Origin of the sequence: Profundicola chukchiensis, from assembly GCF_029664245.1 — a bacterium.
GTDB classification, from domain to species: domain Bacteria; phylum Bacteroidota; class Bacteroidia; order Flavobacteriales; family Weeksellaceae; genus Profundicola; species Profundicola chukchiensis.
Map to the genome: position 1 here is coordinate 1 of NZ_JANAIE010000005.1, position 23,513 is coordinate 23,513.

The 23,513-nt window shown below is 35.5% G+C and carries 37 protein-coding genes; 34 read left to right on the plus strand and 3 right to left on the minus strand.

Going from position 1 to position 23,513, the window contains the following annotated elements; translation table 11 throughout:
- Positions 1-185: 185 nt before the first annotated feature.
- Positions 186-1,796, minus strand: coding sequence for a BamA/TamA family outer membrane protein (locus NLM59_RS07620; protein WP_304417172.1), 1,611 nt, complete (start codon positions 1,794-1,796; stop codon positions 186-188).
- Between the two features lie 154 nt (positions 1,797-1,950).
- Here NLM59_RS07620 and rpsL point away from each other — a divergent pair, with 154 nt between their 5' ends.
- The 32 genes from rpsL to rplQ all read left to right on the plus strand — a co-directional run bounded on the left by rpsL (position 1,951) and on the right by rplQ (position 18,880).
- The gene (gene rpsL / locus NLM59_RS07625) at positions 1,951-2,325 is read left to right on the plus strand and encodes a 30S ribosomal protein S12 (protein WP_304417173.1); all 375 of its coding nucleotides are present in this window, start codon (positions 1,951-1,953) and stop codon (positions 2,323-2,325) included.
- Between the two features lie 19 nt (positions 2,326-2,344).
- Entirely contained in the window at positions 2,345-2,821 is a 477-nt protein-coding gene (gene rpsG, locus NLM59_RS07630) for a 30S ribosomal protein S7 (RefSeq protein WP_304417174.1), read from the plus strand.
- A gap of 8 nt (positions 2,822-2,829) precedes the next feature.
- Positions 2,830-4,962, plus strand: coding sequence for an elongation factor G (fusA, locus tag NLM59_RS07635; RefSeq protein WP_304417175.1), 2,133 nt, complete (start codon positions 2,830-2,832; stop codon positions 4,960-4,962).
- An 11-nt stretch (positions 4,963-4,973) separates the two neighbouring features.
- Entirely contained in the window at positions 4,974-5,279 is a 306-nt protein-coding gene (rpsJ, locus tag NLM59_RS07640; RefSeq protein ID WP_304417176.1) for a 30S ribosomal protein S10, read from the plus strand.
- 75 nt (positions 5,280-5,354) lie between these two features.
- A complete protein-coding gene (rplC, locus tag NLM59_RS07645; protein WP_304417177.1) occupies positions 5,355-5,981 on the plus strand; it encodes a 50S ribosomal protein L3 in 627 nt (208 codons plus the stop codon).
- Positions 5,972-6,601 (plus strand): 50S ribosomal protein L4, encoded by a 630-nt coding sequence (gene rplD, locus NLM59_RS07650; RefSeq protein ID WP_304417178.1) that lies wholly within the window; start codon positions 5,972-5,974, stop codon positions 6,599-6,601. The genes rplC and rplD overlap by 10 nt, the downstream gene beginning before the upstream one ends.
- Positions 6,602-6,608: 7 nt before the next feature.
- The gene (rplW, locus tag NLM59_RS07655) at positions 6,609-6,899 is read left to right on the plus strand and encodes a 50S ribosomal protein L23 (RefSeq protein ID WP_304417179.1); all 291 of its coding nucleotides are present in this window, start codon (positions 6,609-6,611) and stop codon (positions 6,897-6,899) included.
- 11 nt (positions 6,900-6,910) lie between these two features.
- Positions 6,911-7,732 carry a 50S ribosomal protein L2 gene (gene rplB, locus NLM59_RS07660; RefSeq protein WP_304417180.1) on the plus strand — a complete coding sequence of 274 codons (822 nt, stop codon included), beginning with the start codon at positions 6,911-6,913 and terminating at the stop codon, positions 7,730-7,732.
- Positions 7,733-7,735: 3 nt separating this feature from the next.
- On the plus strand, positions 7,736-8,014 hold the full coding sequence (gene rpsS, locus NLM59_RS07665) for a 30S ribosomal protein S19 (protein WP_304417181.1): 279 nt from the start codon (positions 7,736-7,738) through the stop codon (positions 8,012-8,014).
- Between the two features lie 8 nt (positions 8,015-8,022).
- On the plus strand, positions 8,023-8,430 hold the full coding sequence (gene rplV, locus NLM59_RS07670; protein ID WP_304417182.1) for a 50S ribosomal protein L22: 408 nt from the start codon (positions 8,023-8,025) through the stop codon (positions 8,428-8,430).
- Between the two features lie 2 nt (positions 8,431-8,432).
- Entirely contained in the window at positions 8,433-9,152 is a 720-nt protein-coding gene (rpsC, locus tag NLM59_RS07675) for a 30S ribosomal protein S3 (RefSeq protein WP_304417183.1), read from the plus strand.
- A gap of 20 nt (positions 9,153-9,172) precedes the next feature.
- The gene (gene rplP, locus NLM59_RS07680) at positions 9,173-9,595 is read left to right on the plus strand and encodes a 50S ribosomal protein L16 (protein ID WP_304417184.1); all 423 of its coding nucleotides are present in this window, start codon (positions 9,173-9,175) and stop codon (positions 9,593-9,595) included.
- A gap of 10 nt (positions 9,596-9,605) precedes the next feature.
- Positions 9,606-9,803 carry a 50S ribosomal protein L29 gene (gene rpmC / locus NLM59_RS07685; RefSeq protein WP_304417185.1) on the plus strand — a complete coding sequence of 66 codons (198 nt, stop codon included), beginning with the start codon at positions 9,606-9,608 and terminating at the stop codon, positions 9,801-9,803.
- 7 nt (positions 9,804-9,810) lie between these two features.
- Positions 9,811-10,065, plus strand: a complete 255-nt coding sequence (gene rpsQ / locus NLM59_RS07690; RefSeq protein WP_304417186.1) for a 30S ribosomal protein S17 — start codon at positions 9,811-9,813, stop codon at positions 10,063-10,065.
- A gap of 7 nt (positions 10,066-10,072) precedes the next feature.
- The gene (gene rplN / locus NLM59_RS07695) at positions 10,073-10,441 is read left to right on the plus strand and encodes a 50S ribosomal protein L14 (RefSeq protein WP_304417187.1); all 369 of its coding nucleotides are present in this window, start codon (positions 10,073-10,075) and stop codon (positions 10,439-10,441) included.
- A 13-nt stretch (positions 10,442-10,454) separates the two neighbouring features.
- The gene (gene rplX, locus NLM59_RS07700) at positions 10,455-10,769 is read left to right on the plus strand and encodes a 50S ribosomal protein L24 (RefSeq protein ID WP_304417188.1); all 315 of its coding nucleotides are present in this window, start codon (positions 10,455-10,457) and stop codon (positions 10,767-10,769) included.
- Positions 10,770-10,773: 4 nt separating this feature from the next.
- Complete coding sequence (rplE, locus tag NLM59_RS07705) at positions 10,774-11,337, plus strand: 50S ribosomal protein L5 (RefSeq protein ID WP_304417189.1); 564 nt, start codon at positions 10,774-10,776, stop codon at positions 11,335-11,337.
- A 2-nt stretch (positions 11,338-11,339) separates the two neighbouring features.
- Positions 11,340-11,609, plus strand: coding sequence for a 30S ribosomal protein S14 (gene rpsN / locus NLM59_RS07710; RefSeq protein WP_304417190.1), 270 nt, complete (start codon positions 11,340-11,342; stop codon positions 11,607-11,609).
- Between the two features lie 24 nt (positions 11,610-11,633).
- Positions 11,634-12,032 carry a 30S ribosomal protein S8 gene (gene rpsH / locus NLM59_RS07715; protein ID WP_304417191.1) on the plus strand — a complete coding sequence of 133 codons (399 nt, stop codon included), beginning with the start codon at positions 11,634-11,636 and terminating at the stop codon, positions 12,030-12,032.
- A gap of 19 nt (positions 12,033-12,051) precedes the next feature.
- A complete protein-coding gene (gene rplF, locus NLM59_RS07720) occupies positions 12,052-12,597 on the plus strand; it encodes a 50S ribosomal protein L6 (RefSeq protein WP_304417192.1) in 546 nt (181 codons plus the stop codon).
- 14 nt (positions 12,598-12,611) lie between these two features.
- Positions 12,612-12,968, plus strand: coding sequence for a 50S ribosomal protein L18 (rplR, locus tag NLM59_RS07725; protein ID WP_304417193.1), 357 nt, complete (start codon positions 12,612-12,614; stop codon positions 12,966-12,968).
- A 9-nt stretch (positions 12,969-12,977) separates the two neighbouring features.
- Positions 12,978-13,499, plus strand: coding sequence for a 30S ribosomal protein S5 (gene rpsE, locus NLM59_RS07730; RefSeq protein ID WP_304417194.1), 522 nt, complete (start codon positions 12,978-12,980; stop codon positions 13,497-13,499).
- A 10-nt stretch (positions 13,500-13,509) separates the two neighbouring features.
- Entirely contained in the window at positions 13,510-13,689 is a 180-nt protein-coding gene (gene rpmD / locus NLM59_RS07735) for a 50S ribosomal protein L30 (protein WP_304417195.1), read from the plus strand.
- 18 nt (positions 13,690-13,707) lie between these two features.
- Entirely contained in the window at positions 13,708-14,157 is a 450-nt protein-coding gene (gene rplO, locus NLM59_RS07740) for a 50S ribosomal protein L15 (RefSeq protein ID WP_304417196.1), read from the plus strand.
- Positions 14,158-14,169: 12 nt separating this feature from the next.
- Positions 14,170-15,540: a preprotein translocase subunit SecY gene (gene secY / locus NLM59_RS07745; RefSeq protein WP_304417197.1), complete on the plus strand. Its 1,371-nt coding sequence runs from the start codon at positions 14,170-14,172 to the stop codon at positions 15,538-15,540.
- Between the two features lie 20 nt (positions 15,541-15,560).
- Positions 15,561-15,776 (plus strand): translation initiation factor IF-1, encoded by a 216-nt coding sequence (gene infA, locus NLM59_RS07750; protein ID WP_304417198.1) that lies wholly within the window; start codon positions 15,561-15,563, stop codon positions 15,774-15,776.
- A gap of 50 nt (positions 15,777-15,826) precedes the next feature.
- Positions 15,827-15,943 carry a type B 50S ribosomal protein L36 gene (gene ykgO, locus NLM59_RS07755; protein ID WP_304417199.1) on the plus strand — a complete coding sequence of 39 codons (117 nt, stop codon included), beginning with the start codon at positions 15,827-15,829 and terminating at the stop codon, positions 15,941-15,943.
- A gap of 12 nt (positions 15,944-15,955) precedes the next feature.
- Positions 15,956-16,333: a 30S ribosomal protein S13 gene (rpsM, locus tag NLM59_RS07760; protein ID WP_304417200.1), complete on the plus strand. Its 378-nt coding sequence runs from the start codon at positions 15,956-15,958 to the stop codon at positions 16,331-16,333.
- 11 nt (positions 16,334-16,344) lie between these two features.
- Complete coding sequence (gene rpsK / locus NLM59_RS07765; RefSeq protein ID WP_304417201.1) at positions 16,345-16,749, plus strand: 30S ribosomal protein S11; 405 nt, start codon at positions 16,345-16,347, stop codon at positions 16,747-16,749.
- Between the two features lie 42 nt (positions 16,750-16,791).
- A complete protein-coding gene (rpsD, locus tag NLM59_RS07770) occupies positions 16,792-17,394 on the plus strand; it encodes a 30S ribosomal protein S4 (RefSeq protein WP_304417202.1) in 603 nt (200 codons plus the stop codon).
- Between the two features lie 25 nt (positions 17,395-17,419).
- Positions 17,420-18,412 carry a DNA-directed RNA polymerase subunit alpha gene (locus tag NLM59_RS07775; protein ID WP_304417203.1) on the plus strand — a complete coding sequence of 331 codons (993 nt, stop codon included), beginning with the start codon at positions 17,420-17,422 and terminating at the stop codon, positions 18,410-18,412.
- Positions 18,413-18,418: 6 nt separating this feature from the next.
- Complete coding sequence (rplQ, locus tag NLM59_RS07780) at positions 18,419-18,880, plus strand: 50S ribosomal protein L17 (RefSeq protein ID WP_304417204.1); 462 nt, start codon at positions 18,419-18,421, stop codon at positions 18,878-18,880.
- Positions 18,881-19,016: 136 nt separating this feature from the next.
- On the opposite strand, the gene NLM59_RS07785 is transcribed toward rplQ, so the two are convergent.
- Positions 19,017-19,901: a hypothetical protein gene (locus tag NLM59_RS07785; RefSeq protein WP_304417205.1), complete on the minus strand. Its 885-nt coding sequence runs from the start codon at positions 19,899-19,901 to the stop codon at positions 19,017-19,019.
- A 97-nt stretch (positions 19,902-19,998) separates the two neighbouring features.
- Between NLM59_RS07785 and NLM59_RS07790 the strand changes: the two genes are divergently transcribed.
- Both NLM59_RS07790 and NLM59_RS07795 read left to right on the plus strand, forming a co-directional pair.
- Entirely contained in the window at positions 19,999-20,595 is a 597-nt protein-coding gene (locus NLM59_RS07790) for a superoxide dismutase family protein (RefSeq protein WP_304417206.1), read from the plus strand.
- A gap of 68 nt (positions 20,596-20,663) precedes the next feature.
- Positions 20,664-21,200 carry a biotin transporter BioY gene (locus NLM59_RS07795; RefSeq protein WP_304417207.1) on the plus strand — a complete coding sequence of 179 codons (537 nt, stop codon included), beginning with the start codon at positions 20,664-20,666 and terminating at the stop codon, positions 21,198-21,200.
- 76 nt (positions 21,201-21,276) lie between these two features.
- Here NLM59_RS07795 and NLM59_RS07800 read toward each other — a convergent pair whose 3' ends face one another.
- Positions 21,277-23,424, minus strand: a complete 2,148-nt coding sequence (locus NLM59_RS07800) for a polyribonucleotide nucleotidyltransferase (RefSeq protein WP_304417208.1) — start codon at positions 23,422-23,424, stop codon at positions 21,277-21,279.
- Between the last annotated feature and the right edge of the window lie 89 nt (positions 23,425-23,513).

Here is a 23,513-nt window from a genome sequence, read left to right on the forward strand (position 1 = left end):
CGAATGCTATGGTACTGCAGAGCAGGGTGAGCATCCAGAAGTAAAAGTTCTTCATGTTTATAAAGTTTTTAAAAGTATTATTTCATAATTGTTCTTAACAAATTTAACCTTATTTAGCTAATTTGCAAATATTCTATTAAATTAAATGCAGACTAAATAAAGGAATTAGGTGAATTTTATGAACTTCAGAAATAGCTTTTAATACCGATATGAATTTTACCTTCAGATAAGCCTGTCGAGTTACCTTCACTCGAACCTAGAGCATAATTCAGTTGAAACCAACCAAAATTGGTTGAGAATTGCATCCCAAGGCCATATGATTTAAAAAAGTTGGTATTCTTACCTAGCTTATCTTCGATTAAGCCTAAGTCCGAAAAAGCCTCGAAGAATATATTGTTGTTGGGGATGTAGCGATATGCTAATGATATTGTGTTAAAGCTTGGTGTTAATATAGAGTTCTGATTGAATCCTCTGATGCTATTGAAGCCGCCGATTTGATATAAATCATTTTCTAAAACTTCGCCTTGCTGGATTAGGTTATTTCCTTGAATAACGGAGTTTAAAAAGTGATTTTTGTATAGTCTTTGTTGTCGTTCGATCCAATAAGAAATCTCGGTTTGGTTGTCTTTTTCAGCATCTCTATTTTTAAGATTCCTCTTCCACAGTGTAGAGGAGAGTTTAATCCAAGTTTTATTTTCTTGTAATTTGTTAAATGAAAAGTCCTCATAAATATAATTAAAGCCAAAACCACTTTTGTTAAAGTCTGAATTATCATTCTTAATGTAATTAGAATTTGCTAGGCTATAGTTGGCGCCGATATGATGACCTTGGTTGAGTTGATATAATAAACCATTTTTACATTCAAGTTTAAAATAAGTAGAATCTTGTTTGGTTAAGTTTAAGTTGGTCTCGTAAGCAATTTTATTTTTAAATATATTAGGTATAAAACTTTCCAGTCTTAATTTTTGCGATTTATTTAATCCACTTTTCCAGTCTACATTAATGCGTTCATTGGAATTAAAAGTATTAACTAAATTCAATTGAACATTTCCTTGAAGATTTAATTTGTTATCCTCATCAGTTTCGAATCCTAAAATTCCATTGATGAAATTCTGACGCAGCTTTTTTGTATATACATATAATATAGTAGAGTCTTTAGTAAAGGAAATTCTGGGTGCTTCGGTTTGAGTTAAAAAAGTGTATTCATCGAGTTTATTACGAATATTGTTGATGCTTTGATCGTTGTAAACTTTATTTTCTTTTAATAATTCTTGTTTAACAAACTTTGGAACTCTTTTGTATCCGATAAATTTGATTTTATCAATCTTTCGTTTTGTAGATTTAATAATATTAATATCTGCTTGAGCAAAATCTCCAATAAATCCATGGGGCTTAATTTTGATTTGATCGAAAACATGTCCTTGATTAAGTAAACTGTCTTTTACGCTTTGAATTAGATGCTCAATATCCTTGGTGTAATAAAGATGCTGAATAGAATCGAATTGACTTTGATTTAGAATTAATCTATCTGTTGAGTTAATAAATATTTTCTTAAACTGTTTGCCTTTTGAAATATATAAACGACAAGGCGATGTGCTAGTGCTATCAACATTTAATGTATAATATCCAATTTGATTTAATGAATCTAAATAGGCTTTACTATTAGGTCCGGTATATAATGTTTCAAATTTATTTTGATAAGTAGATTTTTGAAGGATATTACAATCTTGCCCTTTTAAGTAGAGCGCAGAGAAAGCTATTAGTAAGATTGTTGCAAATAATTTAACCTTCATCATGGGTTTAAAACAACGAATTTAAACGAAAATAAGTATAAAAGATAGGTAAGTCATTAAAAATTAATATTCAAACACTTGTGTAAAACTAAATTATTCTTAACTTTGCACCCCTAAAATCAGGTAGAATCCTGTTTTTAAATTGAATATTAATTATATGCCAACAATACAACAATTAGTTAGAAAAGGTAGAAAAACACTCACTAAGAAGAGCAAATCGGCTGCTTTGGAGGGATGTCCACAACGTCGTGGTGTATGTACACGTGTATATACAACGACACCTAAGAAACCGAATTCAGCAATGAGAAAAGTTGCAAGGGTTCGTTTGACCAATGGTAAGGAAGTAAACGCTTACATTGGAGGAGAAGGACACAATCTTCAAGAGCACTCGATAGTATTGGTGAGAGGAGGAAGGGTAAAAGATTTACCAGGTGTGCGTTATCACATCGTACGCGGTGCTTTAGACACTGCTGGAGTGAGTGGTCGTTTGCAACGTAGAAGTAAGTATGGAGCTAAACGTCCTAAAAAATAACTTAAAACCTTAGAAAGAAATGAGAAAAACAAAAGCTAAAAAGCGCATATTACTTCCAGATCCGAAATTTAACGATCAGTTAGTTACGAGATTTGTGAATAATTTAATGCTAGACGGTAAGAAAAGTGTTGCTTTCAAAGTGTTTTATGACGCAATGGAAATTGTAGAGCAGAGAAAGGAAGATGCAGAAAAGCCAGCTATTGAAGTTTGGAAAGATGCATTAACTAATGTTATGCCACACGTAGAAGTAAGATCAAGAAGAGTCGGGGGTGCTACATTCCAAATTCCAATGCAAATTCGTCCGGATAGAAAGATTTCAATGGCTATGAAATGGTTGATCAAATATTCTAGAGCTAGAAACGAAAAATCAATGGCACAGAAATTAGCTGCGGAAGTTTTGGCTGCTGCTAAAGAGGAAGGTTCAGCTGTTAAGAAAAGAATGGACACGCACAAGATGGCAGAAGCAAACAAAGCATTTTCACACTTTAGATTCTAAAACAGACGATGGGAACAAGAGATTTAAAATACACAAGAAACATAGGTATCGCTGCGCATATTGATGCGGGTAAGACAACAACTACGGAAAGAATTCTGTTCTATACTGGTAAGAACCACAAAATGGGTGAAACTCATGAGGGTACTTCTACTATGGACTGGATGGACCAAGAGGCTGAAAGAGGTATTACAATTACTTCTGCTGCTACAACTTGTACTTGGACTTTTCCAAAAGAAAACGGTCAGCCAACTGCAGATGCTAAAGGATACCACTTCAATATTATCGATACTCCGGGTCACGTTGACTTTACAGTAGAGGTAAACAGATCATTAAGAGTTTTAGACGGATTAGTTTTCTTATTTAGTGCTGTTGATGGTGTTGAGCCACAATCAGAAACTAACTGGAGATTAGCTGATAACTATAAAGTACCTCGTTTAGGATTCGTAAATAAAATGGACCGCCAAGGTGCAGACTTCTTAGGAGTTTGTAATCAGGTTAAAGAAATGTTAGGTTCTAATGCAGTGCCTATCGTTATTAACATTGGTGACGAAGAAGATTTCAGAGGAGTTGTTGACTTAGTTAAAAACCGTGCTATTGTTTGGCATGATGAAAACTATGGATCAACTTACGATGAGATTGATATTCCAGAAGAATTAAAAGAACAAGCTGCTGAATTACGCATGAACTTGTTAGAAAATGTTGCTGAGTATGACGAGGCAATATTAGAAAAATATTTAGACGATACAGATTCAATCACTGAAGAAGAAATTCACAGAGCATTGAGAGCTGCTACATTAGATATGGCAATTATTCCAATGACATGTGGTTCTTCATTCAAGAACAAAGGGGTTCAATTTATGTTGGACGCTGTATGTCGTTATTTACCTTCTCCTTTAGATATTGATGCTGTTGAGGGAACTAACCCAAATACAGATGCACCAGAGAAGAGAAAACCTTCAGTAGATGAGCCATTTGCGGCTTTAGCATTTAAGATTGCAACAGATCCTTTCGTAGGACGTTTAGCATTCTTCCGTGCGTATTCAGGTAGATTAGATGCAGGATCTTATGTATTGAACAACCGTTCAGGAAACAAAGAAAGAATTTCTCGTATTTACCAAATGCACTCTTCTAAACAAGAGCCAATCGATTTCATCGAGGCTGGTGATATTGGAGCTGCTGTAGGATTTAAGGATATTAAAACAGGTGATACATTATCTGACGAGAAAAATCCAATTGTTTTAGAAAGTATGGACTTCCCAGATCCAGTTATTGGTATCGCGGTTGAGCCTAAATCTAAAGCGGATATGGACAAGTTAGGTATGGCTTTGGCTAAACTTTCTGAAGAAGATCCAACTTTCGTTACTAAAACAGATGAGGCTTCAGGTCAAACAATTATTTCTGGAATGGGTGAGTTACACCTTGATATTATTGTTGATCGTTTAAAGAGAGAGTTCAAAGTAGATGTTAACCAAGGACAACCTCAAGTAGAGTACAAAGAGGCTATCTTAGGAGAAACAGATCACAGAGAAACTTATAAGAAACAATCAGGTGGTCGTGGTAAATTCGCTGATATCGTATTTACATTAGGACCAGCAGACGAAGGAGTAGTAGGTTTACAGTTCGTTAACGAGATTAAAGGTGGTAACATTCCAAAAGAATTTATCCCATCTGTAGAGAAAGGATTCAAAGAAGCTATGAAAAATGGTCCATTAGCTGGATACGAAGTAGAATCTATGAAGATTACTCTTAAAGATGGATCTTTCCACCCAGTGGATTCAGATCAATTATCTTTCGAATTAGCTGCTAAACTAGGATTTAGAAATGCTGCTAAGAAAGCTAAGCCAACTATTATGGAGCCTATCATGAAACTGGAAGTATTAACTCCAGAAGAAAATATGGGTGATATCGTAGGTGACTTAAACAGACGTAGAGGTATGCCTTCAGGAATGAGCGATAGAAATAACGCTAAGGTAATTAAGGCAACTGTGCCATTATCTGAGATGTTTGGATATGTAACTTCCCTAAGAACTTTATCTTCTGGGCGTGCAACTTCAACAATGGAATTTGAAAGATACGAACCAGCTCCAACAAGTGTAGCTGAAGAGGTAATTGCAAAAGCAAAAGGAACTAGCGAAGATTAATTAGTTGAGAAATGAGTCAAAAAATTAGAATAAAATTAAAATCGTACGATTACAATTTGGTTGATAAATCAGCTGAGAAAATCGTTAAAACTGTAAAATCTACAGGAGCGGTAGTTAATGGACCAATTCCATTACCAACAAACAAAAGAATTTTCACAGTTTTGCGTTCACCACACGTAAACAAAAAAGCTCGTGAACAATTCCAATTAAATGCTCACAAGAGATTGTTGGATATCTATAGCTCTTCATCTAAAACAGTAGATGCATTAATGAAGCTTGAGTTACCTAGTGGAGTTGAAGTAGAAATCAAAGTTTAGTTAAAAAATAAAATTATGGCAGTGTAGCGCTCAGAATTTCTGGGTGCTGCATTTTCATCTTATATCAAATAAAGAATGTCAGGAATTATAGGAAAAAAGATTGCAATGACAAGCTTGTATGACGAGAATGGTAAAAACATTCCTTGTACTATTATTCAAGCAGGTCCTTGTGTCGTTACGCAGGTCAGAACCCAAGACAAAGACGGTTACACAGCCGTTCAGTTAGGTTTCGATGACAAGAAAGAAAAGAATGTTGGCAAGGCCATGACTGGTCACTTCAAAAAAGCCGGCACTACGCCAAAATACAAATTGGTGGAATTTCAGGGAGAGTTTGTTAATGATTTATCATTAGGGCAAGAGATCAATGTAGACCTTTTCAAAGAAGGTGAATATGTTGATGTTACTGGTACTTCTAAGGGTAAAGGTTTTCAAGGTGTTGTAAAACGTCACGGTTTTGGTGGGGTTGGTCAAGCTACGCATGGTCAGCACAACAGATTGAGAGCACCAGGTTCTATTGGTGCAGGTTCGGATCCATCTAGAGTATTCAAAGGAATGAGAATGGCTGGTCAGATGGGTAACAAAAAAGTTACAATCCAAAACTTGCAAGTTATTAAAGTTGATGAGGATAAGAATCTTTTGATTGTAAAGGGTGCAGTTCCTGGTCCTAAAAATTCATACGTAATTATAAGAAAATGGAATTAACAGTATTAGATAAAACAGGTAAGGAGACTGGTAAGAAGGTTACTTTAGATGCAAGCATCTTCGGAATCGAACCAAGTCAACATACAGTTTACCTAGAAGTTAAGCAACACTTAGCAAATTTGCGTCAAGGTACGCACAAAGCTAAAGAGAGAGCTGAGATTACAGGTAGTACAAAGAAAATTAAGAAGCAGAAAGGTACAGGTACGGCTCGTGCAGGTGATATCAAAAACCCATTGTTCAAAGGTGGAGGTAGAGTATTCGGTCCAAGACCAAGAAACTACAGTTTCAAATTGAACAAAGCACAAAAGAGAGCAGCCAAAAAATCTGCCCTAAGTCAGAAAGCTTTAGACAATGCAATTCGTGTAATGGAAGACATCACTTTTGATGCACCAAGAACGAAGGATTTTGGTCAAATTTTAGAGAATTTAAGTTTGACAAATAAAAAATCCTTATTTGTATTGGGGGATTCAAATAAAAACGTATATTTGTCGTCCCGAAATTTACAAGGAGTTAAAGTTGTAAATTTCTCAGAGTTAACAAGTTACGATATTATGAATGCGTCCGATCTTGTCTTATTCGAGAGTTCGATTGACAAGCTTCAGGAAAATTTAAGAAAGTAGAACGAATATGAGTATCATTTTAAGACCTGTAATAACAGAAAAAGCAACCCGAGATTCAGAGATGAATAATCGTTATGCTTTTTATGTACATACCGAAGCAAATAAGATCCAAATCAAGAAAGCAATTCAAGATTTGTATGGTGTAGATGTTCTAGACGTTCGTACTATGATTTACGCACCAAAGATAAAGACGCGCAACACTAAGACTGGTTTCCAAATCGGAAAAACTAATAAGTTGAAGAAGGCTGTTGTGCAGATTGAAGAAGGTCAGGAAATTGATTTATACGGTAACATTTAAGAAGTAGAATCATGTCAGTAAGAAAATTAAAACCAACAACACCTGGACAACGATTTAGAATCGTTAATAATTTCGATCAAGTTACAACCTCAAAACCAGAGAAGTCTTTGACTAAAGGTATCTCTAAGTCTGGTGGTCGTAACAATACCGGAAAAATGACGATGCGTTTCATTGGTGGAGGACACAAGAAGAAATATCGTATAATTGATTTCAAGAGAGACAAAGCTGGTAGTGCAGAAGTGCTAAGCATTGAATACGATCCAAACAGAACCGCTTTTATTGCATTAGTGCAATATCAAGATGGTGAGAAAAGATATATCGTAGCAACTAACGGTTTAAAGGTTGGACAAACTATCCACAACGGTGATGAAACAGCTCCAGATGCAGGTAACTGCATGAAGCTTAAAAACATGCCTTTAGGTACTGTTGTTTCTTGTATCGAATTGAGACCTGGACAAGGAGCTATCATGGCTCGTAGTGCTGGATCATACGGTCAATTAATCGCTAGAGAAGGAAAGTATGCAACTATTAAAATGCCATCTAGCGAGATTAGATTGGTATTGGTAGAGTGTAGAGCTACAATTGGTGCTGTATCTAATTCAGATCACCAAACAGAAGTAAGTGGTAAAGCTGGTAGAACAAGATGGAAAGGGACTAGACCTAGAACTCGTTCGATGGTAATGAACCCTGTAGATCACCCAATGGGTGGTGGTGAAGGTCGTGCGACTGGTGGAATCCCTAGAAACAAGAATGGCGTTCCTGCTAAAGGTTACAAGACTCGTTACAAGAAGAAGGCGTCTAATAAGTATATCATAGAAAGAAGAAAGAAATAATTTATGGCACGTTCATTAAAAAAGGGACCTTATATCCATTATAAGCTAGAAAAGAAAGTTAACGATAACGTTGAGAGCGGTAAGAAGACTGTCATTAAAACCTGGTCGAGAGCATCAATGATCTCTCCTGACTTTGTTGGACAAACCATCGCTGTACATAATGGAAAGCAATTTATTCCTGTTTATGTAACAGAAAATATGGTGGGTCACAAATTAGGCGAATTTTCTCCAACACGTACTTTTAGAGGACACGCAGGAGCAAAAAATAAAGGTAAAAAATAATATAAGCTATGGGAAGTAGAAAAAGAAATAGCGCTGAATTGTTGAAAGAGGCAAAGAAAGATTTAGCTTTTGCTAAATTAAATAACTGCCCAACCTCTCCGCGTAAAATGAGATTAGTAGCCGATATTATTAGAGGAGAAGATGTGACTAAGGCATTGTATATTCTTAAATATTCTAAGAAAGAAGCATCAGAGAGACTAGAGAAATTAGTTTTATCTGCCATTGCTAACTGGCAAGCTAAGAACGAGGATATGGACATCGAAGATGCACAATTATATGTTAAGGAAATTAATGTAGATAGTGCACGTCAATTAAAGAGATTGCGTCCAGCGCCTCAAGGTAGAGCACATAGAATCCGTAAGCGTTCTAATCACGTAACAATAATATTAGGTAGTAAAACCAAAGAGAATCAATAATTATGGGTCAGAAGACAAATCCAATAGGAAATAGATTAGGAATTATCCGCGGTTGGGATTCTAACTGGTATGGTGGTAAAGACTATGGAGATAAATTAGCAGAGGATGCTAAGATCAGAAAATACTTAGGAGCTCGTTTACAAAAAGCTAGTGTTTCTAATATTTATATAGAAAGAACATTAAAGTTAATCACAATTACAATTACAACTGCCCGTCCGGGTATCATTATTGGTAAAGGTGGTAGCGAAGTTGATAAGTTGAAAGAAGAGTTAAAACAACTTACAGGTAAAGACGTTCAAATTAATATTTTTGAAATTAAAAGACCTGAAATCGACGCTAAACTTGTAGGAGACAGTATTGCTAGACAAATTGAGAATCGTATCTCTTACCGTCGTGCAATTAAGATGGCAATCGCTGCAGCTATGAGAATGAATGCTGAAGGAATCAAAATCCAAATCTCTGGTAGATTGAATGGTGCTGAGATGGCACGTACAGAGACTTACAAAGAAGGAAGAATTCCATTATCAACATTCAGAGCAGATATTGACTATGCTTTAGTAGAAGCTCATACTACTTACGGTAGATTAGGAGTGAAAGTATGGATTATGAAAGGTGAAGTTTATGGAAAACGTGAGCTATCACCATTAGTAGGCCTACAGAAAAAACAAAAAGGAGGTGGCGGAAGAAGAACAGATCGTCGTCGTGATCGTAAAAGATCATAAATTTTAAAGAATTTTGAATCATGTTACAACCAAGAAGAACAAAATATAGAAAGGCGCAAAAGAACGTTAAGAGAGGTATCTCACAAAGAGGGAATCAGTTAGCGTTCGGTCAGTTCGGGATCAAATCACTAGAGTCTAAGTGGATTACTGCTAGACAAATAGAAGCAGCTCGTATTGCCGCAACACGTTATTTGAAACGTGAAGGTAGTATCTGGATTAAGATATTTCCAGACAAACCTGTAACGAAGAAACCTCAAGAGGTACGTATGGGTAAAGGTAAAGGTGCTCCAGAATACTTTGTAGCTCCAGTTTTACCAGGACGAGTTTTGTTCGAAGTAGGTGGAGTTTCGGAGGAATTGGCTAAAGAAGCATTGCGTTTAGCAGCTCAAAAACTACCGGTTAAAACCAAGTTTGTTGTAGCTAGAGATTATCAACAAGATTAAAAGATAAGAGATGAAGGCATCAGACATAAAAGAATTAACGGTAGAGGATATCCAAGCGAAGTTGGAGGAAGAAAAAGCCAACTACGAGAAATTGAGAATTAGCCACAAAATGGCGCAAATTGAGAATCCAATCCAGTTGAGATACATGCGTAAAACCATTGCAAGGCTAAATACTGAGTTGAGTAGAAAATTAACTGAAGCTAAATAAGACAACAATGGAAAGAAATCTAAGAAAAGAACGTATAGGTTTGGTAAAGAGCAACAAAATGGATAAAACCATTGTTGTAGAAGCTACAAAACGCCACAAACACCCAATGTATGGGAAGTTCATTTTGAAAACGAAGAAGTATACAGCTCACGACGAACAAAATGAATGTAACGAAGGCGATACAGTAAGAATTATGGAAACTCGTCCATTGAGTAAGAGAAAAAGATGGAGAGTTGTAGAAATTATAGAAAGAGCTAAGTAATAGAAACATGGTACAACAAGAATCAAGACTAAGAGTAGCAGATAATACTGGAGCTAGAGAAGCTTTAGTTATTAGAGTACTAGGAGGTACAGGAAAAAGATATGCCTCAATCGGAGACAAGGTTGTAGTTTCTGTCAAAGAAGCAACTCCAAACGGAAGTGCTAAAAAAGGACAGGTTTCTAAAGCTGTAGTCGTAAGAACTAAAAAAGAAATACGTCGTAAAGATGGTTCCTATATCCGATTTGATGATAACGCAGTTGTGTTATTAGATAATAACGGAGAGATGAAAGGAACACGTGTTTTTGGTCCTGTTGCACGTGAATTACGTGACAATCAGTATATGAAGATTATTTCATTAGCACCAGAAGTACTTTAAAAAGAAGCAAATCATGACGAAAATTAAAATTAAAAAAGGAGATCAGGTAATAGTGCTTGCCGGTGGAGATAAAGGCAAGACAGGAGAAGTGGTGAGAGTTATTCCTTCTAAGAACCGTGCAGTTGTTCAGAGTTTGAATATGATCAAAAAACACACAAAACCGTCTGCAACAAGCCCACAAGGTGGAATTGTAGAAATGGAAGCTCCCATCCATATTTCTAACTTGGCGTTAGTTGACCCAGAAACTGGTAAAGCTACCAAAGTTGGATACAGAATGGAAGATGATAAAAAAGTAAGATTTGCTAAGAAATCAGGTAAAACCGTTTAAAGAAATGAGTACACAAAATTATATACCACGTCCGGCACAGGATTATAAAGATAAGATTGTTCCGGCTTTGAAAGAAGAATTTGGCTATTCATCTGTTATGCAGGTTCCTGTTCTAGAAAAAATTGTAGTAAGCCAAGGTTTAGGTGACGCTGTAGCTGATAAGAAGATTATCGATTATGCCTTAGAAGAAATGGCAATGATCACAGGTCAAAAAGCTGTACCTACCAACTCTAAGAAAGACGTTGCAAACTTCAAACTTAGAAAAGGAATGCCTATTGGTGTTAAAGTTACATTACGTAAAGAGAAAATGTATGAATTCTTAGATCGTTTGATCTCTTCTGCATTACCTCGTGTACGTGATTTTAACGGAATTAGCGCTAATGGATTCGATGGTAGAGGAAACTTCAATTTAGGGATAACAGAACAGATTATTTTCCCAGAAATAAACATTGACAAAGTAAAGAAAATCCAAGGATTGAATATTACTTTTGTTACTTCTGCACAAACAGATAAAGAAGCAAAATCATTGTTAGAAAAATTCGGTTTACCATTTAAAAAGAATCAATAATTATGGCTAAAGAAAGCATGAAAGCGCGCGAGCGTAAGAGACAAAGAATGGTAGCAAAGTATGCGGATAAGCGTAAAGCTTTAAAAGAAGCTGGAGATTACGAAGCATTGCAAAGATTACCAAAAAATGCATCACCTGTTAGATTACATAACAGATGTAAATTAACTGGTAGACCAAGAGGATATATGCGTCAGTTTGGAGTATCACGTGTTACTTTTCGTGAACTTGCACTAAACGGTTTAATCCCAGGTGTGAAAAAAGCAAGCTGGTAATTTATCAATTTTAAAACAAAGAAAATGCATACAGATCCAATATCCGATTTTTTAACACGATTAAGAAATGCAATGATGGCAGGACACAAATTAGTGGAAATCCCTGCATCTAACTTAAAAAAAGATATAACAAAAATTTTATACGATCAAGGTTATATCTTAAACTACAAATTTGTAGATGAGGGCTACCAAGGTACTATCAAAATCGCTTTGAAGTACGATAGAGCTACTAAAACTCCAGCTATTCGCAAAATAGAAAGAGCTTCTAAACCAGGTTTAAGAAAATATTCTGGTGCACAGGATCTTCCAAGAGTGTTGAATGGCTTAGGTATCGCAATAATTTCTACATCTCATGGCGTGATGACAGATAAGCAAGCTCGCCAGAACAACATAGGTGGAGAAGTATTATGTTACGTTTATTAATCAACAAAAGTAAGAACCAATGTCAAGAATAGGGCTAGCAACTATTACCATACCTGCTAACATTAATGTCGATGTTAAAGACAATGTAGTTACAGTTAAGGGTAGTAAAGCAGAATTAAAACAAGAATTAAGAGAAGGATTTAACGTAACCATCGATGATGGAGTTTTATCCGTAGAAAGACCATCAGATAGTAAAGAAGATAAAGCTTTACATGGTTTATATAGAGCACTTATCAATAACATGATTGAAGGTCTAGATAAAGGATGGACTAAGGAGTTAGAGCTTGTAGGAGTAGGTTATCGTGCCTCTAATCAAGGTCAAAGATTAGATTTATCCTTAGGTTTCTCACATAACATCGTTATGCAATTACCAGAAGAAGTAACAGTTGAAACTGTTTCTGAAAAAGGTAAAAATCCAATCATCAAATTGTCTTCTTACGACAAACAATTGATCGGTAATATCGCTGCGAAAATTAGAAGTTTCCGTAAGCCAGAACCATACAAAGGAAAAGGAGTTAAGTTTGTTGGAGAAATCTTAAGACGTAAAGCAGGTAAGTCTGCATAATAAAAATTACAATTATGGCACTAGATAAAACGGAAAAGAGATTAAAAATTAAACGTCGTGTTCGTAAGAACATTCAAGGAACACCAGAACGTCCACGTTTATCTGTATATAGATCTAACAAAGAGATATATGCTCAAATTATAGACGATATTAATGGTGTTACTTTAGCATCAGCTTCTTCTAGAGAGAATGATATTGCTGAAACTAAAGGTACCAAATCTGAAATATCTACAATCGTAGGTAAGAAGGTTGCCGAAAAAGCAAAAGCAGCTGGAATCGAGAATGTAATTTTCGACAGAAACGGGTTTATTTATCATGGTAGAATAGAAGCGTTAGCTAAAGGCGCTAGAGAAGGAGGATTAAAGTTCTAAAAACAGATTATGTTAGGATTCAATAATATAGAAAAAGTTAAACCAGGAGGTTTAGAATTAGTTGATAGACTAGTAGGTGTTCAACGTGTTACTAAGGTAACAAAAGGAGGTAGAACTTTTGGATTCTCTGCTATTGTAGTGGTAGGAGACGAAAAGGGAGTAGTAGGATACGGATTAGGTAAATCTAAAGACGTAGCTACTGCAATTCAAAAAGCCATCGAAGACGGTAAAAAGAATTTAGTAAGAATTCCATTAGACGGACATACAATTCCACATACACAAGAATCTAGATATTCAGGAGCTCAAATCTTTATGAGACCAGCTTCAGAAGGTACTGGATTGATTGCTGGAGGTGCGGTTCGTGCGGTATTAGAGTCAGTAGGTATTCAAGACGTACTATCTAAGTCTAAAGGATCTTCTAACCCACACAATGTTGTTAAGGCAACAATGAAAGCTTTATTGAACATGAGAAGTGTGAATGAAATCTCTAGATTAAGAGGTATACCTGTAAGTAAAGTTTTAAAAGGTTAATAAAAGAGACATGGCAAAGATAAAAGTAACACAGGTTAAAAGTTCGATCAACCGCAATAAAAGACAAAAGGCTACATTAGAAGCTTTAGGTTTTAGAAAGTTAAATCAAACGGTTGAACATAACGACACTCCTGAGATAATGGGGATGATTGAGAAAGTTAGCCATATGGTTAAAGTTGAAAAAGCTTAACCTAAAAAATAGTAAGGAATGAAATTAAGTAATTTAAGACCTGCGAAAGGTTCAGTAAAAGGGAAATACCGTAAAGGTAGAGGTGAAGCTTCAGGAAACGCTGGTACATCTGGTCGTGGACACAAAGGAGCGAAGTCTCGTTCAGGTTATTCAAGAAAAATTGGTTTCGAAGGTGGTCAAATGCCATTACAGAGACGTGTACCTAAATTCGGTTTCACGAACATCAATAGAAAAGAATATACTGGAATCAATTTAGATACTATCCAAACATTAATCGAAGACAAAGGTTTGTCTGGTGAGATTAACAAGGATACATTCGTACAACACGGATTAGCTTCTAAGAAGGATTTAGTTAAAATTCTTGGTAGAGGAGAGTTAACAGCTTCAGTTACCGTAGTTGCAGACAAGTTTACCAAAACGGCACAAGAGGCTATCGAAAAAGCCGGTGGTAAGGCACAAACTATTTAATATTATATTTGGATGAAAGGCTTTTTTGATACACTAAAAAACATCTGGGCAATCGAAGAGTTGAGAAACAAAATTCTGTTTACTTTAGCTATGCTATTAGTATACAGATTTGGTTCTTATATACCTTTACCCGGAATCGACTTGAGCGAAATAGATCATAACGTTTTAAGCGCTAGAGGTTCGGGTCAGGAAACCGGGATTTTGGGGCTTCTGAATGCATTTACCGGAGGTGGTTTTTCTAGAGCATCTATCCTAGCCTTGGGTATTATGCCCTATATTTCCGCGAGTATTGTAATTCAGCTGATGGGATTGGCTTTGCCATATCTACAAAAGCTACAAAAAGAAGGAGAATCTGGTCGTAAGAAAGTTACGCAAATTACACGTTATCTAACGATTGCAATTTGTTTGGTTCAAGCACCAGCGTATTTAACTTCAGTAACTAACTATTTCTTACCTTATTCAGATCCTGCAATTTCTGCAGCTTACGTAATTAATCCAGCTAGCTTCTGGTTCTGGTTCCCATCTACTATTTTATTAGTAACGGGTACTATGTTCGCTATGTGGTTAGGAGAGAAGATTACAGATAAAGGTATTGGAAATGGTATTTCGTTATTGATTATGATTGGTATTATGGCTGACTTGCCTAATGCTTTCTTCTCTGAGATTACAACACAACCTGGTATTTTTGTTTTATTCGAAGTAGTTGGATTCTTACTTTGTATTTTAGCATGTGTGGTATTAGTAATGGCAGTTCGCCAAGTACCAGTACAATATGTGGGTAGAGCACAAGGAGGAAGTAGCAACTTCATGAAAACATTTACAAATACAGTTAGACAATATATTCCTTTAAAAGTAAACGCTGCTGGTGTAATGCCTATCATTTTTGCTCAAGCAATTATGTTTTTACCAGGTGTTTTAGCAGGTTTAATTTATGAGGAAGGAAAAGTTCCAGGATTTTTCCAAAGTTTAGGTGATCCATTTAGTCTTTGGTATTCAGTTATTTTCGGTATTTTAGTTGTATTATTTACATTCTTCTATACTGCTGTAACTATTCCAGTTAACCAGATGGCAGAAGATTTAAGAAGAAATGGCGGAATTATCCCTAGGGTAAAACCTGGTAAAGATACGGCAAACTTTTTAGATGACATTTTATCAAAAATTACGTTACCTGGCGCAATTTTCTTAGCTTTGCTGGCAATTTTACCGGCGATTGTATATAAGTTAGGTGTTGGTGCTGGATTTTCGTACTTCTTTGGAGGTACATCACTATTGATTTTGGTAGGTGTAACATTAGATACGATGCAGCAAATCAATACTTACTTGTTGAATCACCATTATGATGGTATGATGCAGACAGATAGGGTAAGTAAAAAAATGGCATAAAATCTGTACCTAATAAGACTATGGCTAAACAAAAACATATCGAACAAGACGGAACAATTATAGAAGCATTGTCAAATGCTATGTTCCGTGTAGAATTAGAGAACAATCACGTAGTAACAGCGCATATTTCTGGTAAGATGAGAATGCACTATATTAAGTTATTGCCCGGTGACAAAGTTAAAATGGAAATGTCACCATACGATTTAACAAAAGGTAGAATTACCTACAGATATTAATAATTAGAAGGTTTCCAGAAAGGAGATCGGAGTATATAAAAAACATTAAAATGAAAGTTAGAGCATCTATTAAGAAACGTAGTGCGGATTGCAAAATCGTTCGTAGAAATGGTCGCTTATATGTGATCAACAAAAAAAACCCGAAATTTAAACAACGTCAAGGTTAATTCAAGAAAATTATGGCACGTATAGCAGGAGTAGATTTACCAAAGAATAAGAGAGGTGTAATAGGTTTAACTTACATCTATGGTATCGGAAGAAGCACAGCAGAGAAAATTCTTGAAAAAGCTGGCGTTGACGAAAGTAAAAAAGTTAATGATTGGAATGATGATGATATCAACGGTATCAGAAAAGCATTATCAGAAACTTACAAAGTAGAAGGGGAATTGCGTTCAGAAACTCAATTGAACATCAAACGTCTAATGGACATTGGTAGTCAAAGAGGGATTCGTCATCGTTTAGGTTTACCTTTGAGAGGTCAGAGAACCAAAAACAATTCACGTACACGTAAAGGAAAAAGAAAAACTGTTGCTAACAAGAAAAAAGCAACTAAATAATTTAATTAGCTATGGCAAAGAAACAACAGAAAGGTGCTAAGGCAAAAGCTAAAAAGCGTAACGTTAAGGTAGAAGCTAACGGGGAAGCTCACGTTCAAGCGACATTCAATAATGTAATTATATCTCTAACTAATAAAAAAGGAGAAGTTATCTCTTGGTCATCTGCCGGTAAAATGGGCTTTAGAGGATCAAAGAAGAACACACCATATGCTGCACAAGTTGCTGCAGAGGATTGTGCTCAAGTGGCTTTCGAAGCAGGATTAAGAAGAGTGAAGGTATTTGTTAAAGGACCTGGAACAGGTAGAGAATCAGCGATTCGTGCTATCCATAATTCAGGGATCGAAGTAAGTGAGATCGTAGATGTTACGCCACTTCCACACAACGGATGTAGACCTCCAAAAAGAAGAAGAGTTTAATTTTAAATTCTTAAAATTCTAATCCTTAAAATATAAAACATTATGGCAAGATATACAGGACCTAAAACAAAAATAGCCCGTAAATTCGGTAAAGCAATTTACGGTGATGACAAATCTTTCGAAAGAAGAAAGTATCCTCCAGGACAACACGGTCCAAACCGTCGTCGTGGAAAGAAATCAGAGTATTCTATGCAGTTGATGGAGAAACAAAAAGCAAAATATACTTATGGTATATTAGAGCGTCAATTCTCTAACATGTATAAAGCTTCTACAAGAGCTAAAGGAATTACTGGTGAAGTACTATTACAATTATGTGAAAGAAGACTAGATAACGTAGTATACCGTTTAGGTATTGCTCCATCTCGTCCTGCAGCACGTCAATTAGTATCACACAAGCACGTAACCGTTAACGGGGAGTTAGTAAATATTCCTTCTTACCAATTAAACGAAGGAGATGTAGTAGCTGTTCGCGAAAAGTCTAAATCGTTAAATACAATAGAAGAGTCTTTATTACATAGAAATGATTATGAGTGGTTAACATGGAACGAAGCAACAAAATCTGGAACATTTCAGGCTATTCCTGAGAGAATTCAGATTCCAGAAGACATCAAAGAGCAATTGATCGTCGAGCTTTACTCTAAATAATAACCCAAAAATATCTTTTCAATATATGGCTATTTTAAATTTTATAAAACCTGATAAGGTTGTTTTAATAGAAGCTGACCAGTTTTCTGGTGAGTTTGAATTCCGCCCGTTAGAACCAGGATATGGTTTGACAGTAGGGAATGCATTACGTCGTGTATTGCTTTCTTCTTTGGAGGGGTTCGCTTTTTCTTCTGTTAAGATAGAAGGCGTTGATCACGAATTCTCAACTATTACAGGTGTCGTAGAAGACGTAACAGAAATTATATTGAATCTTAAAAAAGTAAGATTCAAAAGACAAATAGAAGATACCGAAAACGAAACAGTTAACGTAAGCATTTCTAAACAAAATCAACTTACAGCTGGAGATTTAGGTAAATTTATTTCAGGCTTTCAGGTTTTAAACCCAGATTTGGTAATAGCCAATATGGATAAATCTGTTAAGCTAGACATGACCTTAACTATCGAAAAAGGTAGAGGTTATGTTCCAGCTGACGAAAACAAACAAGCAAATGCACCTGTTGGTACTATTGCTATCGACTCTATCTTTACACCTATCAAGAATGTAAAGTATAATATCGATAACTATCGTGTTGAGCAAAAAACAGATTACGAAAAATTGATTTTCAATATCGAAACTGATGGCTCAATCCACCCACAACAAGCGCTTACTGAAGCAGCTAAAATTTTAATCCACCACTTCATGTTATTCTCTAATGAGAGAATTACACTAGAAGCTGAGGAAGTTGCTCAAAGCGAAACTTACGACGAAGAAGCATTACACATGCGTCAGTTATTGAAAACCAAATTGGTTGACCTTGACTTGTCAGTAAGAGCATTAAACTGTTTGAAAGCAGCAGAAGTAGAAACATTAGGAGAATTAGTGTCTTATTCCAAAGGTGATCTAATGAAATTCAGAAACTTCGGTAAGAAGTCATTAACTGAATTAGAAGAATTAGTCGGAAACAAAGGTTTAGGCTTTGGTATGGACATATCTAAATATAAATTAGACGTAGAATAAGAAATCATGAGACACGGAAAGAAATTCAATCATTTAAGTAGACAAAAGAGTCATAGACGCGCAATGTTAGCGAATATGGGAACCTCACTTATAATGCATAAGAGAATCAACACTACAGTAGCAAAAGCTAAAGCGTTGAGAGTTTATATAGAACCGTTATTGACGAAAGGTAAAAACGATACTACAGCATCTCGTCGTATGGTATTTAGTTACCTACAAGACAAGCATGCAGTTTCTGAATTATTCAGAGAAGTAGCACCTAAAATCGCTGATAGACCAGGTGGTTATACTCGTATCATCAAAACTGGATTCAGAAAAGGTGACGGAGCTGAAATGGCCATGATCGAATTGGTAGACTTTAACGAGTTATACAATCCAAACGATTCAGGTAAGAAAACTCGTCGTAGCCGTAGAGGTGGAAGCAAAAGTGCTGCAGCCGCTACAACAGCTAAGAACGAAGAAGAATAAAAATCTATTCTTGCTTAAATATAAAAAGCGATTACTGATAAGTAATCGCTTTTTTTTTATATCTAATTTTAGTACAATTGATACTAACTATTTTAATTAAAACTAACCTAATTATTTCCACAGCACAACTTAATTTTTACTTAGCATAAGTAATTTTTCTTTCTATTAATTGATAAGGTTTTCTCGCACCTTTTTCTAACATATAGCTACGTCTTTCTATCCAGTTTCCTTTTTCATCTAGTTTGTAAACAAACTCCATTTCTGTTTCTTGTAATTTAAACTCTTCAATGAGACCATTTTTTGCATAGGTGTATTCCATTGAAACTAGTACAGGTTCTTCTTCTGGATTTTGATTTGGGTATACAATGATATCCTTAGTTTTTCTCATCATAGGTCCATAAACTATAGAATCCGTCATAACCCAATTATTTTCTCTGTCATAACGCTGTTTTGAAGCAACTAAACCATTTGGGTAGTATGTTAGTCTAATTTCGTTTTTAAGTTTACCTGTGGGGCTGTAATATATATCTTTTTGTCTTTGACCATTTTTATCCAATACAACATCAACCTTATATTCCAACGGAGGTGCATCTGTTAAATGTGTCGCAAATTCCTTTACTTGAATTTCTGTAATTAAATCTTCGTGTTCTTTGTCGTAGATATAGTTTGCTTGGTCAATTAATTGATTTTTGGCATCAAATATTTCTCTAGATTTAAATTTTGGAACATCCCCATCCATGTAGGTATAAACTTGCGTAAAGTTTTGCTTGAATTGTAGATCTTCTTGAGTCCATTTATGAATTAAATTATTTTTAAAAACTAAAACATCCTTTTGCCATGCTTCTGTCTTCTCTTCTTTTTCATTCATTGAATAAGTAGTGGATTCAACTTCTTTAACTGTGCTTTTAAATTTAAAATCAACATCGTTTAATAGTGGCCAATCAGCTGGATGATAATCGAAATTTTGAGCTTGAACAAATGCGTAGCTCATACAAATACAGAAAATAAATACTTTTTTCATAGAGTATAAATTTGATTTTGAACTAATTTAAATAAATAAAACTGATTTTAGTCAATTGTGGAATATAAATTGTTGCAGATAGATCAAACAAATTATTATGAACAAATTACATGTATTTTTGGGTATGGGTTTATTATTATTAAATATCGCCTGCGATAACAAAAATGAAACAGTTATCGTTCAATCCAATGAGGACTCGATTGCAGTTATGGAAGATGATTTAAATGCCACTCAGGACCTTGAAACTGAAAAAGTTTTAAAATACGATTTTAGTTCTGCTAGTGATAGTAATTTATCTGGAACCGCAACTTTTACGCAAGTTAACAATGAAGTTACTTTAGAGGTAAATTTAGAAGGTATTACACCAGGCGAGCATGCTATTCACGTACATGAGAAGGGAGATTGTTCTGCGCCTGATGCAACTTCAGCGGGTGGACATTGGAATCCTACTGGAGCGGAGCATGGTAAATTCGATATGGATCCATTTCACATGGGTGACATCGGAAACCTTACTGCAGACGCTGATGGAAAAGCTAGTTTAACGTTTACAACTGATAAATGGTGTTTAGATTGTGAAGACGAAACCAAGAACTTAATGGGTAAATCTCTAATCGTACACGAAAGTGTTGATGACTTTACGACTCAACCTACAGGAGATGCAGGCGGAAGAATTGGATGTCTAGTTATTGAGTAATTAAAATATTTATAATTTTGATTTAAAGAAAAGCGATCTTATTAAGGTCGCTTTTTTAAATTTGTAAAATGTATAGCGCTCTTCGCATTTCACTCAGCTTACTCATTTTGTTTCTGTTTACTCAGATTCAATTTCATGTGCCTATTTTTGATATAGGAATTCCTATTACGGGGCAGAGTTTTGCGATCGTACTACTTCCTTATATATTTGGTTTGAAGGAAGGTGTTACCTCTATATTACTTTATTTGTTGCTCGGTTTAGTCGGAGTGCCTGTATTGGCACAGGGTGGATATGGTGTCGATGCTTTTTTGAGCAATAGCGGTGGATATTTGATTGGATTTATATTTGGTGGTGCATTTAGTGGCTTTATATCAGATAATAAAGTTAACAATCTTAAAAATGCTTTCCTTGCTATGTTTATAGGAACCATGATTATTCTAACCTTTGGAGTTTTAAAGTTAAGTTTTGATATCGGAATTTCTAAAGCCATTGAATATGGATTTACACCTTTCGTTTTAGGTGGAGTAATTAAAGTTGTAGTCGGAGCATTCGGAGGTTGGTTGATAAAGAAATATATTATGACATTAGATTTTAATTTTGATTAAAGCTTAAAGTTTCAAAGTTTACGCATAAAAAAAGACTCCTAATTGGAGTCTTTCTTATTTTCAATCGATTGAAAGATTAATCTTCCTTATCGTTTCTTTGCTTTTTATCTGGTCTTGGTAATAAAACTTTTCGAGAAAGTCTCATTTTTCCAGATTTTGGATCGTTTTCTAAGTACTTAACTTGAATTTCATCACCTACCTTAACAACGTCTTCAACGTCGTTCACACGATGCCATTCTAACTCAGAAATGTGTACCAATCCTTCTGTACCTTTTTTGATTTCAACAAAAGCACCGAATGGTTTAGTAGAAACAACTTTTCCAGTATAAACTGCACCAACTTCTGGTTCAAAAGTGATGTCTTTTACACGTTGAATTGCTTCGTCCATACCTGCTTGATCAACTCCACTAATCTCTACGATACCTTCGTTACCATCTTCCTCGATAGAAATGTTTGTTCCCGTATCCGCTTGAATAGCTTGAATCATTTTTCCACCAGGTCCAATCAATGCACCAATATAATCACTAGGGATTCTCATGGTAACAATCTTAGGAGCGTTTGCTTTCAACTGCTCATTTGGTTCAGAAATAGTTTTCATCATTTCACCTAAAATGTGAAGTCTACCTTCTTTAGCTTGCATTAATGCTTTTTCAAGAATTTCATGCGCTAAACCGTCAACTTTGATGTCCATTTGACAAGCCGTGATACCATCTTTAGTTCCTGTAACTTTGAAGTCCATATCTCCTAAATGATCCTCATCACCTAAGATATCAGATAATACAGTCCATTTTCCTGATTCAGTATCAGTAATCAATCCCATTGCAATACCAGAAACTGGTTTTTTCAATTTAATACCGGCATCCATTAAAGCTAATGTACCCGCACAAACTGTTGCCATAGAAGACGAACCATTTGATTCTAAAATATCAGATACAACACGTACTGTATATGGATTATCTTCAGGAATCATTTTCTTTAAAGCTCTTTCTGCTAAATTACCGTGTCCAATTTCTCTTCTTGAAGTTCCACGAATAGGTCTTGCTTCACCTGTAGAGAATGGAGGGAAATTATAGTGTAAGTAGAATTTCTTAGAATATTCACCTAATAAACTATCAACTCTATCAACATCTAAAGAAGATCCTAATGTGATTGAAGTTAAAGATTGAGTTTCTCCACGAGTAAATACCGCAGAACCGTGTGTAGATGGTAAATAATCTACCTCACTCCAAATAGGTCTAATTTCAGTTGGTTTTCTACCATCAAGGCGAATTCCTTCTTCCAATAGTAATTGTCTAACAGCTTCTTTCTTTGTGTTTGAGAAATAAACTTTTGCTAAAGGAGCAACTTCTTCTAATTCTTCTTCGCTATAGCTAGATAAGAACTCTTCTAAAACTGCATCAAACTTTTCAGCACGAACATGTTTGTCAGCTGGTTCTTTAGCAATATCATATAAAGACTGGAATAAGTCTGTATGGATTTTCTTTTCTAAATCACGATCATGAGTTTCATGTTCGTAAACTCTTTTCTCTTTACTAACTCCAGCAGCTTCAGCTAATTCAATTTGAGCTTGAATTTGAACCTTAATAGCTTCGTGTGCATGTTTAATTGCATCAAGCATTTCTTGTTCAGAAACCTCTTCGAATTCACCTTCAACCATAACTACAGAATCTGCAGTAGCACCTACCATGATATCCATGTCAGCAGTTTTTAAGGTTTCGAAATCTGGGTTAATAATATATTTTCCGTCTACTCTTGCAACTCTAACCTCTGAAAGCGGAGCTTTAAACGGAATATCCGTTAATGCAATTGCAGTAGAAGCGGCTAAACCTGCCAATGAATCTGGCATAGTAGTACCGTCATAAGAATATACACTGATAATAACTTGCGTTTCAGCGTGATAATCGTCTGGGAACATTGGGCGCAAAACGCGGTCCACCAAACGCATGGTCAAAATCTCTTCATCTGTTGGGCGTCCTTCTCTTTTGAAAAAACCACCTGGAATCTTACCAGCTGCGGTAAATTTCTCACGGTACTCAACAGTTAATGGCATAAAATCTACACCATCTCGGGCATCTTTCGCTGATACTACAGTAGCTAACAGCATGGTCCCACCCATCTTCACTACCACAGAACCATCAGCTTGTTTAGCTAACTTACCGGTCTCTAAGGTAATGGAACGTCCGTCTTCTAAACGGATTTCTTTTGTAAAAACTTGATTATTCATATATAAATTAATGTGTCTAAATTGGAGTGAACCAAAGAAAACAAAAAAGGCAAGTCAGTAATGACTTGCCTCGAGTTATTTTTCTTTGA

Bases quoted from the DNA above. Each gene is read 5' to 3' on its own strand.
- rpmC (WP_304417185.1), top strand. From the start codon at position 9,606: ATGAAGGCATCAGACATAAAAGAATTAACGGTAGAGGATATCCAAGCG.
- rplQ (WP_304417204.1), top strand. From the start codon at position 18,419: ATGAGACACGGAAAGAAATTCAATCATTTAAGTAGACAAAAGAGTCAT.
- rpsL (WP_304417173.1), top strand. From the start codon at position 1,951: ATGCCAACAATACAACAATTAGTTAGAAAAGGTAGAAAAACACTCACT.
- rpsM (WP_304417200.1), top strand. From the start codon at position 15,956: ATGGCACGTATAGCAGGAGTAGATTTACCAAAGAATAAGAGAGGTGTA.
- rpsC (WP_304417183.1), top strand. From the start codon at position 8,433: ATGGGTCAGAAGACAAATCCAATAGGAAATAGATTAGGAATTATCCGC.
- NLM59_RS07790 (WP_304417206.1), top strand. From the start codon at position 19,999: ATGAACAAATTACATGTATTTTTGGGTATGGGTTTATTATTATTAAAT.
- rplX (WP_304417188.1), top strand. From the start codon at position 10,455: ATGACGAAAATTAAAATTAAAAAAGGAGATCAGGTAATAGTGCTTGCC.
- rplV (WP_304417182.1), top strand. From the start codon at position 8,023: ATGGGAAGTAGAAAAAGAAATAGCGCTGAATTGTTGAAAGAGGCAAAG.
- rpsK (WP_304417201.1), top strand. From the start codon at position 16,345: ATGGCAAAGAAACAACAGAAAGGTGCTAAGGCAAAAGCTAAAAAGCGT.
- NLM59_RS07800 (WP_304417208.1), bottom strand. From the start codon at position 23,424: ATGAATAATCAAGTTTTTACAAAAGAAATCCGTTTAGAAGACGGACGT.
- rplB (WP_304417180.1), top strand. From the start codon at position 6,911: ATGTCAGTAAGAAAATTAAAACCAACAACACCTGGACAACGATTTAGA.
- rpsE (WP_304417194.1), top strand. From the start codon at position 12,978: ATGTTAGGATTCAATAATATAGAAAAAGTTAAACCAGGAGGTTTAGAA.
- NLM59_RS07795 (WP_304417207.1), top strand. From the start codon at position 20,664: ATGTATAGCGCTCTTCGCATTTCACTCAGCTTACTCATTTTGTTTCTG.
- rplC (WP_304417177.1), top strand. From the start codon at position 5,355: ATGTCAGGAATTATAGGAAAAAAGATTGCAATGACAAGCTTGTATGAC.
- NLM59_RS07620 (WP_304417172.1), bottom strand. From the start codon at position 1,796: ATGATGAAGGTTAAATTATTTGCAACAATCTTACTAATAGCTTTCTCT.
- rpsH (WP_304417191.1), top strand. From the start codon at position 11,634: ATGCATACAGATCCAATATCCGATTTTTTAACACGATTAAGAAATGCA.
- rplW (WP_304417179.1), top strand. From the start codon at position 6,609: ATGAGTATCATTTTAAGACCTGTAATAACAGAAAAAGCAACCCGAGAT.
- secY (WP_304417197.1), top strand. From the start codon at position 14,170: ATGAAAGGCTTTTTTGATACACTAAAAAACATCTGGGCAATCGAAGAG.
- rpsD (WP_304417202.1), top strand. From the start codon at position 16,792: ATGGCAAGATATACAGGACCTAAAACAAAAATAGCCCGTAAATTCGGT.
- rplF (WP_304417192.1), top strand. From the start codon at position 12,052: ATGTCAAGAATAGGGCTAGCAACTATTACCATACCTGCTAACATTAAT.
- rpmD (WP_304417195.1), top strand. From the start codon at position 13,510: ATGGCAAAGATAAAAGTAACACAGGTTAAAAGTTCGATCAACCGCAAT.
- fusA (WP_304417175.1), top strand. From the start codon at position 2,830: ATGGGAACAAGAGATTTAAAATACACAAGAAACATAGGTATCGCTGCG.
- rpsG (WP_304417174.1), top strand. From the start codon at position 2,345: ATGAGAAAAACAAAAGCTAAAAAGCGCATATTACTTCCAGATCCGAAA.
- rplP (WP_304417184.1), top strand. From the start codon at position 9,173: ATGTTACAACCAAGAAGAACAAAATATAGAAAGGCGCAAAAGAACGTT.
- rplE (WP_304417189.1), top strand. From the start codon at position 10,774: ATGAGTACACAAAATTATATACCACGTCCGGCACAGGATTATAAAGAT.
- rplD (WP_304417178.1), top strand. From the start codon at position 5,972: ATGGAATTAACAGTATTAGATAAAACAGGTAAGGAGACTGGTAAGAAG.
- NLM59_RS07775 (WP_304417203.1), top strand. From the start codon at position 17,420: ATGGCTATTTTAAATTTTATAAAACCTGATAAGGTTGTTTTAATAGAA.
- rplO (WP_304417196.1), top strand. From the start codon at position 13,708: ATGAAATTAAGTAATTTAAGACCTGCGAAAGGTTCAGTAAAAGGGAAA.
- rplN (WP_304417187.1), top strand. From the start codon at position 10,073: ATGGTACAACAAGAATCAAGACTAAGAGTAGCAGATAATACTGGAGCT.
- rpsJ (WP_304417176.1), top strand. From the start codon at position 4,974: ATGAGTCAAAAAATTAGAATAAAATTAAAATCGTACGATTACAATTTG.
- rpsN (WP_304417190.1), top strand. From the start codon at position 11,340: ATGGCTAAAGAAAGCATGAAAGCGCGCGAGCGTAAGAGACAAAGAATG.
- NLM59_RS07785 (WP_304417205.1), bottom strand. From the start codon at position 19,901: ATGAAAAAAGTATTTATTTTCTGTATTTGTATGAGCTACGCATTTGTT.
- ykgO (WP_304417199.1), top strand. From the start codon at position 15,827: ATGAAAGTTAGAGCATCTATTAAGAAACGTAGTGCGGATTGCAAAATC.
- rpsS (WP_304417181.1), top strand. From the start codon at position 7,736: ATGGCACGTTCATTAAAAAAGGGACCTTATATCCATTATAAGCTAGAA.
- rplR (WP_304417193.1), top strand. From the start codon at position 12,612: ATGGCACTAGATAAAACGGAAAAGAGATTAAAAATTAAACGTCGTGTT.
- rpsQ (WP_304417186.1), top strand. From the start codon at position 9,811: ATGGAAAGAAATCTAAGAAAAGAACGTATAGGTTTGGTAAAGAGCAAC.
- infA (WP_304417198.1), top strand. From the start codon at position 15,561: ATGGCTAAACAAAAACATATCGAACAAGACGGAACAATTATAGAAGCA.